Below are 11967 nucleotides of genomic sequence, written 5' to 3'. Positions count from 1 at the left end.
TCACGTAGCGAAACCGGACCGCGTTGCGGGTCAGGCCTCGAAAACCCGGGTTGAGGCGGCACGCGCCTCTTCGAGGTAGTTGGCCGGCCACTTCTTGCCGAGCATGAGACCGCCGTCGACGGCGATGTGTTGTCCGGTCACGAAGGACGCGCCGTCGGAGGCCAGGTATGCCACTGCTTGCGCGAGGTCTTCGGGCTCGCCGGCGCGCGGGATCGGTTGGAATTTGTGAAGGCCACGGCGGACGGATTCGACACTGTTGTCGAGTGCGTCCGCTTCCAAGCCGGAGCCGTGCCCGACGATCCTGGTCGCGACGCCGCCGGGGATCAGAGCGTTGACGCGGATGCGAAAGGGGGCGAGTTCCATGGCGGCGGTGTTGGTCAACTGCAGTACTGCCGCTTTTGCGGCGCTGTAGGGATGCGGGCCGAAGCCCGTTCGGACTCCGGCGACGGAGGAGACGTTGACGATGCTGCCGCTGCCCTGATCACGCATGACCCGGGAGGCATGCTTGCAGCCCAAGAACACACTGCGAGCCAGCACGGCAAATGAGTTGTCCCATTCATCTGCCGACGTGTCTTCGAGGAACGTCCACGATCCGACGCGTCCGGCGTTGTTGACCATGCAATCAAGGCGTCCGAATCGGTCGACTGCAATGGAAACCGCTGCGGCGATGTCGTTTTCGCTTGTCACATCGGTGTGGAGGTAGATTGCCGAATCGCCGAGCGAGGAGGCAACGGATGCGCCGCGGACATCGTCGATATCGGCGATCAGAACCTTGGCTCCGCGCGCCACCAACTCTCTGGCAGTGGCAGCTCCGATGCCACTTGCGGCTCCGGTGACGATGGCGGATTTTCCGGCGAGATCAGTCATGGTGGCAGAACCCCTTCGATTGTTTCTTTATCTAACGTCTTGAGGTTTTAATCTAATGTCTTTAGTCTGTGGATGTCGAGACTTCACAGTCACTTCCGTCGTACGACGGTTCCATGCCCCGGTCGACGGGCCGAGTAGACGGAGAACACAATGTCCGACCTGATCCTTACCGAGCAGCCTCGTCCCGGCGTTCTGGTGATCCGACTGAACAGCCCGGAAACTCTCAACTCGATGAACGCCGACCTCGTAGAGGCGCTGTATCAGACGTTGGACGAGGTTCGCCGCGATTCCACGGTCCGCGCGATCGTCCTCACCGGAGTTGGACGGGCATTCTGCGCAGGTCTGGATCTGCGTGGCTATGGAACACCGCCTGGTGCCGCTGAAGGGGAGGGGCGGGCGCAAGCCGGGTTGCGGGTTCAGCAGCACATCGCGAGCCTTGTCGACCTGTGCCGCAGTGTTCGGGCACCGATCATTGCAGCGGTCAACGGTGCCGCAGCGGGCGGGGGACTCTCGCTTGCGCTCATGGCGGACATCCGGATTTTGTCAGAGGATGCGGTGCTGCACGCCGCATTCATTCGCCGGGGTCTGTCCAACTGCGATATCGGCATGAGCTACTTGCTTCCCCGCATGATCGGATTTTCCCGGGCGGCGCAGATCATGCTCACCGGCCGTTCCATCGATGCGCTCGAAGCCGAGCGGATCGGCCTCGCCTCGTCGGTCGAACCCGCGGACAAGCTCGTCGATGTTGCGCTCGATACCGCCGAGGCCATCGCCAGGAACAGTCCGTTCGGGGTGTGGATGACCAAGGAGGTCATGTGGTCGAACCTCGAAGCGCCGTCGCTGCGGGCCGCAATCGATTTGGAGAATCGCACGCAGATTCTCAGTGCCCTGACAAAAGATCACCGAGAAGCCGTTCAATCTTTCCTCGAGAAGCGGCCAGCCGAGTACCGGAACAACTAGTACCTGACCCCCTGACGATTGAAGTAGGCACACATGAAGGTTGGAATTGCCGCAGGCTACTGGGGCTCGGGTCCGCCGCGTCACGTCGAGCGGATGGTGGACGAGGCAGAAGCGCTTGGCGTCGACAGTTTCTGGACAGCGGAGACGTACGGGTCCGATGCGCTGACGCCCCTTGCGTGGTGGGGCGCGCGGACAACGTCGATCAAACTGGGCACTGCGGTGTGCCAGATGTCCGCCCGCACTCCGACCGCACTCGCGATGGCGGCACAGACCGTTGATCATCTGTCCGGTGGACGGATGATCGTCGGGATCGGTGCATCCGGACCACAGGTCGTCGAGGGTTGGTACGGCCAGCCGTATCCCAGGCCGCTCGAGCGCACCCGCGAATACGTCGAGATCATGCGTGCGGTGTGGGCCCGTGAGAAGCCCGTCGCGTACCAGGGCCGGCACTACCAACTGCCGTTCGACGGCGGAACCGGGCTCGGTAAGCCGCTCAAGTCGATCGTCCACCCCCTGCGTAGCGACATTCCGGTTTACCTTGGCGCTGAGGGGCCCAAGAACGTCGCGTTGGCCGCGGAGATCGCCGACGGATGGACACCGCTGTGGTTCTCGCCCAAGAGCGACGAGTTCTACCGCGCGGCGCTGGCCGAGGGATTTGCCCGTGATGGTGCCCGCCGGAGCGAATCGGATTTCGAAATCGCCAACACATGCTGGCTCGTCGAGCACGACGACGTCGAGAAGGCAGCCGCAAGGCTCAAACCGACTGTTGCTCTGTACGCCGGCGGGATGGGTGCAAAGGGTGCGAACTTCCACAACGACGTCTTTACCCGAATGGGTTGGGGCGAGGTGTGTTCCGAGATTCAGGAGCTGTACCTCAGCGGCCGTCCGGAGCTCGCGGCGCAAGCAGTGCCCACTGAGATGGTGGAAGATGTCGCTCTGGTCGGACCCGCTGACAAGATCATCGACGAAATTGTCGGCAAGTGGAAGAAGACCTGTCTGACGACGTTGATTCTGGGCGGCTGGCCGAAACCGGAGAACCGCGAACGGATCCTCGACGCGGTGATGTCATGACGCTGGACCCGAGAACCCCGATTCTGGTCGGCGGCGGACAGATCAACGAGCGCTCCGGAGGCATCGAACCGGTAGATCTGATTGTCTCGGCAGCTCGCGAGGCTGCAGCAGAAGCGGGCTCGGCAAGGCTGCTCGAGCTCGTGGACTCCGTGCGCATCGTCGGCATGTTGTCGTGGAAGTATCGCGATCCTGGCGCCCTTGTCGGGGAGCGAATCGGTGCGGTGCCGCGCACAACCGGATACACCGGTAGCGGTGGTAGTTCGCCACAGGTTCTGGTCAACGGCGCAGCCCTGGACATCGCAGCCGGACGCGCTGATGTCGTGTTGATCGGTGGTGCGGAGTCGTGGCGTACCCGAATGAAGTTGCGCGCCAAGGGGGAGCGCCCGGAGTGGACGGTGCAAGGCGATTCGGTCCCGTCGGCGCCGATCCTCGTTCCCGAGGTGCCGATGACGGCGGAGAGTGAACGACGCATCGGGCTCGATCGCCCGGCGTATCTGTACCCGCTGTTCGAGCAGGCGCTGCGAATCTCTTCGGGCCGTGCGGATTCCGAGCATCGCGATCATATCGGCGCGCTGTGGTCCGAATTTTCTCGAGTTGCTGCCACAAACCCGCACGCCTGGACGCAGCGCGAGTACTCACCTTCCGAGATCACGACGCCGTCGCCGGAGAATCGTCCGATCGCCTGGCCGTATACAAAGCTTCTCAACTCCAACAATATGGTGGAACAGGCTGCGGCCCTGTTGATGTGCTCTGTCGGGACCGCTCAGCAGTTGGGTATTCCGCGCGAGAACTGGGTGTTTCCGCAGTCCGGAACCGAAGCGCACGACACCTATGCTGTCGCGGAACGCGCAGCGCTCGATCGTTCGCCCGCGATTCGGATCGCCGGTGCTCGCGCGCTCGAACTGGCCGGGATCGGTATCGCCGACGTTTCCCTGGTGGACGTGTATTCGTGCTTCCCGTCTGCGGTGCAGGTTGCGGCAAAAGAGTTGGGGTTGGCGCTGGGCGATCCGTCTCGGCCGCTGACGCAGACCGGTGGACTCACATTTGCCGGCGGACCCTGGAACAACTACAGCACTCACGCGATCGCGACACTGACCACGAAACTGCGAGCCGATCCGGGGGCGTGGGGTCTGCTGACCGCGAACAGTGGGTACTTGAGCAAGCATGCGTTCGGCGTTTACCGTACCGAGCCGGCGGCGACGGGATTCCGCTGTGAAGACGTGCAGGCGCGAGTTGATTCCGAACCGACAACAACAGCGTTGACGTCGTACGAAGGTGCCGCGAGCATCGAGTCCTTCACCGTTGTGTATGACCGGGAGGGCAAGCCCGAGAAGGGTTTTGTTGCCGCCCGCATTGCTACTGGTGAACGCACGCTTGCGGTGACCGACGAGGCTGACGAGCTTGCCCGCATGACGGAGTCGGATGTGGCCGAGGCAAAGGTTTCGGTATCCGCGGACGGATCTTTTCGGTTTCGGTAGATTGACCACATTTATCTAAAGGCTTAAGGTAAAACTATTGCGGGATTCGGTGCAGGAGCACACGGATCCGATAATCGGAGAAAGGTTCGGCAATGTCGATCGAAGACTTCCGCGCACTGTACGAGCGCCATGTGGGCTACGTGGTGTCCGGCGACATGAAATCCGCGATCGCGGACATGGTCGCCGAGAACCTCCCAACCGTATTCGACGGTGTTGTCGTGCCACGTGGCGCCGTGGACAGCCACGAGATCAAGGATGTGCGTGCCGAGGGCGATCTGCGCATCGGGGAGACCGTGTACAACACCCCGACGGGTGTTATCGGATTGCGCTCGATCTGGGAGCTACACGACGGATCCTGGAAGGCCGCCAGGCTCGAGAACTTCGCCGCAGCAGGTGAATCGAAGTGAGCGGCGAAGAGCCGTGGGGACCGACCGCGGACGGACTCGATCAGCCGTACTGGGACGGACTGCGCGCGGGTGAGCTGCGATTGCAGCGGTGCACACAGTGCCGGACCTGGATCTGGGGCCCACAGTGGATGTGCGGTTCATGCCACACCTTCGATCCCGCCTGGGAGGCGGTCGAACCGGTTGGCACCGTGTACTCGTGGTCCCGAAGTTGGTACCCGTTCGTGACGGAACTAGCTGCCAAGGTTCCGTACTTGACGGTTCTCGTGGAACTTCCCGATGCCGGAAATCGAAGGGTCCTCGGCATTCTCACGGGTGCCGACGCAGATGCCGTCCAGATCGGCGACACGGTTGTCGGACACTTCGAAACTGATCAGGGCGCGACGTGGCCGATGCTGCGTTGGAGCCGTAAGGAAGGACGGGTATGAGCTCGATTGCATTGCGCGGAGCTGCTGCCGTCGTCGGAGTCGCCGAACACCATTACCGCCGGGGCGAAGGCCCGCACGGTGAGCAGCGGATGACGCTGGAAGCAATAGTCGCGGCCTGCGCCGACGCCGGCATCTCGCCGCGTGAGATCGACGGATTCGTCTCCTACGCAGGCGGTTCGAACGACGGTGCGGTCATCGGCGGCGCGCTCATGGTGAACGACGTGAAATGGTCGAACATGATGTGGGGCGGCGGCGGCGGGACCGTCGCTGCGGCCGTCAACAATGCCGTCGTCGCGATCGCGTCGGGGCAAGCTGACGTCGTCGCGGTCTATCGCGCGATGTCGCAGGAGGACACCGGGCGCCTCGGCTACGCCAAGTACCACTACGGCCCACACTTTCTCGCTCACGGAGTCGGCTCACCGGCTCAGGTCTGCGCCCTGCGCACGCAACGACTGCTCGAACATGACGGAGTGCCGCGCGAGGCGATGCGATCACTCGTGCTCGCCGCGTACCAGCACGCCCAGAACAACCCCACCGCACAGGGATACGGCCGACCGCTCGATATCGACACCTACGAGAACTCGCGCCTCATCACCGAGCCGTTCCATCTGTTCGACTGCTCGCGTGAGAGCGACGGGGCAGTTGCCTTGATTCTCGTGTCCGCGGAACGTGCCCGCGATCTTCGACAGACCCCGGCCTACGTTCTGGCCGGCGCGCAGGGTGCGCCTGGCGGATACTCGTCGATCATCGACAACGACAACCAGTACACGAGTGCAGGTTTCGCTGGGGTAGACGGCCGGCCCGGCGTCGCAGATCGACTGTGGGCGGCAGCCGGGATCGGCCCGTCCGACGTCGACGTCGTCCAGGTCTACGAGAACTTCTCCGGGCCAGCGGTCTCGGCACTGATCGATCACGGGCTGGCGCCGTCCGGCCCTGCGGCCGGCGACGTGCTGACCGTCGAAAACCTGACGGCACCGACTGGCAAGCTGCCGATCAACACCAGCGGCGGCAACATCGCCGATTCCTTTGTCAACGGCATGGGACTTGCAGTCGAGGCCGTGCGGCAGCTTCGAGGCACATCCACCAATCAAGTTGCAGATGCAAAGACGTCGTTGTTCATCGGTGGTCCGATGGCTCCGATCGTCAGCTCGACGCTGTTTGCGCACGCCGACGCGCTCTGAGCTCATCGAACCACCCGAAAGGACCGGCATGGGAAACGCGGACAACACGAGCGTGAACAGGGAATCGCTGTTCATCGGCGGCCGATGGGTCGCGCCGCTGCAGGGCGCAAGCTTCGACGTCGTGGAGGCCGCGACGGAGAAGGTTCTCGGCACCGCTGCGATGGCCGGCGTCGGTGACATCGACGCCGCGGTGGCAGCGGCGCGGGAAGCATTGCGAGGCCCGTGGGCAGCGCTCGGCAACTCCGAGCGTGCCGACCTGCTGGACCGGTTCGCGGCGGCTCTCAAGTCCCGAGGCCGCGAGACCGCGGCACTGGTGAGCCGTGAGAACGGTATGCCTATCTCGTTGTCCGGCAGCGTCAACGGTTTCGGACCATCCGTCATGGTCAGCTACTACGCGTCGTTGATTCGCAACGCCCCCACCGAGGACGTGCGCCCCAGCGCGTTCGGCGGTCGGACCGTCGTCCGCAACGAACCTGTTGGTGTTGTCGCTGCGATCACTCCGTGGAACTATCCACAACCCCTGGCCGCCATGAAGATTGCTCCGGCACTGGCTGCGGGCTGCACCGTCGTGCTCAAGCCCGCACCGGAGACAGCACTCGACGCGTATGCGTTTGCCGAGGCGGCAGAGGAAGCCGGTTTGCCGGCCGGCGTCCTCAATGTCGTACCGGCAGGGCGGGAAGCGGGTGCTTATCTCGTCGAGCATCCCGGTGTCGACAAGGTCGCGTTCACCGGCTCCACTGTGGCCGGGCGTGCAATCGGCGAGGTGTGCGGTCGATTGTTGCGACCGGTCACACTCGAGCTCGGTGGAAAATCCGCTGCGATCGTGGCGGATGATGCAGACCTCTCCGTTTTCGCGGCGGGTCTGCTGGGAGTCTCGCTGGTCAACAACGGCCAGACTTGCCACGCCAGCACCAGGATCCTCGCACCGCGATCACGTTACGACGCAGTGGTCGAGGCGGTGACCGAGACCGTTCGCGCTCTGCGGGTCGGTGATCCGCTCGAAAAGTCCACTCAGATCGGACCATTGGTCAGCGCGGCCCAACGCGATCGTGTTCTCGGGTACGTCGAGGACGGTCGGAGTGCCGGCTACCGCATCACCACCGGCGGAGCAGTACCTGCCGATCAGCCGATCGGGTGGTTCGTCGAACCGACGGTATTCGAGGGTGTCGACAACGCTGCGCGTATCGCCCAGGAGGAAATCTTCGGTCCCGTCCTGACGATCACTCCGTACGGCGACGAGGCGGAGGCCGTTGCCATCGCCAACGATTCCGAATACGGGCTCGGCGGCACGGTGTGGACCTCCGACGAAGAGCACGGTTTGGCCCTGGCATCACAAATCCACAGTGGCACTGTCGGAGTCAACCACTACGAATTGGATCTGGCAGCCCCGTTCGGTGGCGTCAAAGCATCCGGACTCGGCCGTGAACTCGGGCCGGAAGGACTGCGGCCCTATTACAGCGCGAAGTCGATCTATCTCGCGACTCGCTGACCCGCCCGAAGGGTCCCAGCCGCACGCGCGCGGCGAGACGATTGGAGCATTCCGATGACAACACCGACAACACCGACAACACCACTGACCGGGATACGCGTACTGGATATCACCGACGGATTGGGTGAGTCCAGCAGCCGGTATCTCGCCGATCTCGGTGCCGAGGTGATCCGCATCGAGTTGCCCGGTGGATCTGCATCACGGACGGCTGAGCCGATTCGCGGCGGTGTCAGCATTCCGTTTGCTCTGCGCAATGCCAACAAGCTCGGCATCGTGCTCGACGTCGAATCGGAGTCGGGCCGCGGCGAGCTGCGCGCTCTCGCGGCCGGGGCCGATATCTTGATCGAATCGCTGCGACCGGGTTGGTTGGACGAACGAGGCATCGGCGTAGCCGAATTGACGGCGCATAACCCCGAACTCGTGTGGATGTCCATCTCGCCGTTCGGGCGCACCGGCCCGTACCGTGATTGGGCCGTCACCGAGCCGGTCCTGTATGCGATGAGCGGTGTGCTGTCGCGATCCGGGGCGCCGGGCAGAGAGCCGCTGCTACCGCCGGCGGGGTTGGCCGAGGGAACGGTGAGCGTGCACGCCGCTTGGGCGGCGCTGCTGGCCTACTACAACAGGTTGACCACTGGCCGGGGCGACATCATCGACGTCTCCGCCTACGAAGTTGTCGTCCACGGGTTCGACCCGGGGTTCGGGACGCAGGGATCTGCCGCTGCGGGCCGAACCGAGGACTTTCCTCGCGGACGGCCCAACGCCTCCAACTTCTACCCGGTCTTCGCGTGCGCCGACGGACAGGTGCGGATCTGCCTCCTGGCCAAGCGACAGTGGCGATCGATGTTCGAATGGCTTGGTAGTCCAGAAGAATTCGCCGATCCGAAATACGACACGATTCCGGCTCGTTTTGCGGCGGCCGATCGGCTGCATCCGCTGATCGCCGAGTTGTTTGCCGGCGAGACCAGGGACGAACTTGTTGCCCAGGGCGCAGCGCGGGGTATCCCGGTCGGCGGCGTCCTGGCACCGAGCGAAGTACTTGCGGCTGAGCACTTCCAGGCGTCCGGCGCGCTGATCGACGCTGAAATCGCACCGAATCTGCATGCTCGAGTGCCGTCGGGTTACGGTTCGATCGGTGGGAACCGCATCGGTTTCCGCACGCGTGCACCACAACTCGGTGAGCATCAGGGGGAAGTCGCGGCCCGATCGAAGCCCTCGCCCGCTCCCGCCGCGGATCGCGCATCCGGCGAACGCCCTCTCGCGGGGCTGCGTGTCCTGGATCTGGGCGTTGTCGTGTTCGGCGCTGAACTCGGCAGACAGTTCGCGGACTTCGGGGCCGACGTCGTCAAGATCGAAAACGCTAATTTCCCGGACGGTCTTCGTCAGTCGAAGCGCGGATCGGCGCTCGCGGCCTCCGTGGCCTGGGGGCATCGCAACAAGCGCAGCTTTGGCGTCGACCTGCGAAATCCGGAGGGACTGGCGCTGTTCCGCCAACTGGCTGCCGACGCTGATCTGGTTCTGGCCAATTTCAAGCCGGGCACACTGAAGTCGATGGGGCTCTCGTACGACGAACTTGCCGAGATCAATCCGCGCATCATCGTTCACGAGTCCAGTGCCTTCGGGAGTACCGGACCGTGGAGTAAGCGAATGGGGTACGGACCGTTGGTCCGGGCGTCCGGCGGAGTATCAGCGTTGTGGCGGTATCCGGACGACGCAGAACTGCTGTGCGACGGGTCGACGGTCTACCCGGACCATATCGCTGCACAAGCGGGGGCCGTGGCAGTACTTGCCACGCTGATCCAGCGTGCGCACACCGGAACCGGAAATATCGTGGAAGTGGTGCAATCAGATACCGCGCTTGTTCATCTGGGTAGTTTGCTGACCGCGGAGTCGTTGGCTCCGGGATCGATTGTTGCGTCCGGCAATTCGGATCCGTATGCCGCACCGTCCGGTGTCTTCGCGTGTGCCGGCGACGACGAGTGGTGTGTTGTCACCGTTCGTGATGACGAGGACTGGGCCAGATTGTGCGTAGTGATCGGTCGTGAAGACCTTGTCGAGGATGTCGACTGCGCAACGTCGGCAGCTCGGGTGCTCAATCGGGACAAGGTTGATCATGTTCTTTCCCAGTGGCTTTCGAATTGGTCACCGGCTGAGGCCATGAACCAGTTGCAGGCTGCGGGAATCCCGGCCGGTGCGATGGTACGGCTTCCCGAACTGCTCACCGATCCTCAGTTGACGTCGCGCAATGCCTATACCGAGATCGAACACAGTTTGCTCCCAGCGAAACTACCGGCCGCAACTCGGCTGGTTCGCTTCGGCACCATCGCGGATCCGGAACTTCGGCAGGCCCCGATCGCCGGCGAACAGACCCGCGAGATCGCGGAATCCCTCCTCGGACTCAGTTCCGCCGAGGTCGACCACCTGGTCCGCACTTCTGTGCTGCAGCCGCCTGCCGACGACCGAGCGCATGAATCACGAAGATCAGCAGAGGAATTGGTCTGATCCGCCAGACTTCCTCCGCCGCGGCCGTCCCTGTTTCCCGGGGGCGGCCGCGCAGGCGATTCACCCGGAGGTGATGGGCGTCAGGTAGTGCGTCACACGCGGCGGACCTGCGAGAAACGGTTGTAATATGCGGCCGCATTCACGGGCCTGCCCGGTACCCGGGAATGTTCGAGTGTGCGATTCGAGTGTTTCCCACCGAACCCGCAACAGATACGTGTGTTTCCGGTCGACGCTGGGCAACAGGTCGGCGCGCAGACATCCTGGCGCAGACTCCATCACCGGCTTCGCGAGATGGAACGCCGCTTCGAACTCGGTTTCGCTGCCGGCGCTGACGGTCAGCATCGCGTGTTCTTCTATCATCGTGTCCCCGCTTTCCGGATACGACTGTGGGGTGGACCGGTCCGGTCCACCCCACAGTCATGAGAGTGCTACGCCTTCAGTAGATCTCGGTGAATGATTTCCTTCATGATTTCATTCGTGCCACCGTAGATACGTTGGATGCGCGCGTCGATGTATGCCTTTGCGACGGGGTACTCCATCATGTAGCCGTACCCGCCGTGGAACTGAACGCCGGCGTCGTTGACTCGTCCCTGCAACTCTGTGGCCCACAGCTTTGCCTTCGCGGCGTCGACCGCCGTGAGCGTTCCGGCGTTGTGCGCACGGACGCAACGGTCGATGTATGCCCGGGAGACCTCGATCGCCGTCTGCAATTCCGCCAACGTGAAACCCAGGCCTTGGAACTCGCCGATCTTCTTGCCGAAGGCGGTGCGCTCCTTGACGTAGTCGAGCGTCCATCCGAACACCGCTTCCGCGGAGACCTGGGCGGCGATACCGATGCCCAGGCGCTCGAGAGGCAAACTCTGCATCAGATAGGCGAAGCCGGATCCGAGTTCGCCGAGGAGGTTCTCCTGGGGAACTCGTACGTCCTCGAAGAAGAGTTCCGCAGTGTCCTGCGCGTGCAGGCCCATCTTGTCGAGTTTGCGTCCTCGACTGAACCCCGGCATTCCTTCCTCGACGACAAACAGGCTGAATCCACGGGAGCCTGCGTCGGGATCCGTCTTGGCAAACACGATCACCAGGTCGGCCAGGATGCCACTGGTGATGAACGTCTTCGAACCGTTGATCACCCAGTCCGTTCCATCCGCCACGGCGGTAGTCCCGATGGCGCGCAGGTCACTACCCGCAATGGGCTCGCTCATCGCGATGGCGCCGATGGTCTGTCCGGTGACGAAGCCGGGGAGCCAGCGTCTGCGCTGTTCCTCGTTTGCGTGGCGGAGCAGGTAGTTGAGCACGATGTCGTCGTTGGTCGAGAAGCCCGACTGAAGGGCTGACGCTCCGACCCGCGCGATTTCAGCCTGGACGACCACGCGGAAGCGGTAGTCCACCTCGCCTGGTCCACCGTATTCTTCGGGGACGGACAACCCCAGGAGCCCTTGTTTGCCTGCGGCCAGCCAGGTTTCGCGGTCGATCAGACGATCGGCGTCCCACTTTTCGAGGTTGGGTACAACGTGCTTCTCGACGTACGAGCGCACGGAGTCGCGGAACAACAGATGATCGCTCTCGAACAGATCACTTTCCACTTGCTTTATC

Annotated in this window: 11 protein-coding genes; 8 read left to right on the top strand and 3 right to left on the bottom strand. The window is 63.3% G+C overall.

The window, feature by feature from the left end:
- Positions 1–30: 30 nt before the first annotated feature.
- On the bottom strand, positions 31–867 hold the full coding sequence (locus R4P64_RS11505; RefSeq protein ID WP_317820830.1) for a glucose 1-dehydrogenase: 837 nt from the start codon (positions 865–867) through the stop codon (positions 31–33).
- 150 nt (positions 868–1017) lie between these two features.
- Here R4P64_RS11505 and R4P64_RS11500 point away from each other — a divergent pair, with 150 nt between their 5' ends.
- The 8 genes from R4P64_RS11500 to R4P64_RS11465 all read left to right on the top strand — a co-directional run bounded on the left by R4P64_RS11500 (position 1018) and on the right by R4P64_RS11465 (position 10377).
- Positions 1018–1827, top strand: coding sequence for an enoyl-CoA hydratase-related protein (locus R4P64_RS11500; protein ID WP_138871834.1), 810 nt, complete (start codon positions 1018–1020; stop codon positions 1825–1827).
- Positions 1828–1860: 33 nt separating this feature from the next.
- Positions 1861–2898 (top strand): LLM class F420-dependent oxidoreductase, encoded by a 1038-nt coding sequence (locus R4P64_RS11495; RefSeq protein ID WP_172935874.1) that lies wholly within the window; start codon positions 1861–1863, stop codon positions 2896–2898.
- Complete coding sequence (locus R4P64_RS11490) at positions 2895–4376, top strand: acetyl-CoA acetyltransferase (RefSeq protein WP_317820826.1); 1482 nt, start codon at positions 2895–2897, stop codon at positions 4374–4376. Before R4P64_RS11495 ends, R4P64_RS11490 begins: the two co-directional genes overlap by 4 nt.
- Positions 4377–4468: 92 nt before the next feature.
- A complete protein-coding gene (locus tag R4P64_RS11485; RefSeq protein WP_138871837.1) occupies positions 4469–4783 on the top strand; it encodes a hypothetical protein in 315 nt (104 codons plus the stop codon).
- A complete protein-coding gene (locus tag R4P64_RS11480) occupies positions 4780–5208 on the top strand; it encodes a Zn-ribbon domain-containing OB-fold protein (RefSeq protein ID WP_172935872.1) in 429 nt (142 codons plus the stop codon). Before R4P64_RS11485 ends, R4P64_RS11480 begins: the two co-directional genes overlap by 4 nt.
- Complete coding sequence (locus R4P64_RS11475) at positions 5205–6389, top strand: thiolase C-terminal domain-containing protein (protein ID WP_172935871.1); 1185 nt, start codon at positions 5205–5207, stop codon at positions 6387–6389. The genes R4P64_RS11480 and R4P64_RS11475 overlap by 4 nt, the downstream gene beginning before the upstream one ends.
- 28 nt (positions 6390–6417) lie before the next feature.
- A complete protein-coding gene (locus R4P64_RS11470; protein WP_317820824.1) occupies positions 6418–7878 on the top strand; it encodes an aldehyde dehydrogenase in 1461 nt (486 codons plus the stop codon).
- 54 nt (positions 7879–7932) lie between these two features.
- Entirely contained in the window at positions 7933–10377 is a 2445-nt protein-coding gene (locus R4P64_RS11465; RefSeq protein ID WP_317820822.1) for a CoA transferase, read from the top strand.
- Between the two features lie 60 nt (positions 10378–10437).
- Here R4P64_RS11465 and R4P64_RS11460 read toward each other — a convergent pair whose 3' ends face one another.
- Both R4P64_RS11460 and R4P64_RS11455 read right to left on the bottom strand, forming a co-directional pair.
- Positions 10438–10737: an antibiotic biosynthesis monooxygenase family protein gene (locus R4P64_RS11460; RefSeq protein WP_172935868.1), complete on the bottom strand. Its 300-nt coding sequence runs from the start codon at positions 10735–10737 to the stop codon at positions 10438–10440.
- A gap of 68 nt (positions 10738–10805) precedes the next feature.
- Positions 10806–11957 (bottom strand): acyl-CoA dehydrogenase family protein, encoded by a 1152-nt coding sequence (locus R4P64_RS11455; protein ID WP_172935867.1) that lies wholly within the window; start codon positions 11955–11957, stop codon positions 10806–10808.
- Positions 11958–11967: the final 10 nt, after the last annotated feature.

It is taken from the genome of Rhodococcus sp. IEGM 1366 (genome assembly GCF_033142425.1).
Classification (GTDB): domain Bacteria; phylum Actinomycetota; class Actinomycetes; order Mycobacteriales; family Mycobacteriaceae; genus Rhodococcus_F; species Rhodococcus_F globerula.
This window is presented reverse-complemented; position numbering and strand designations above follow the sequence as displayed.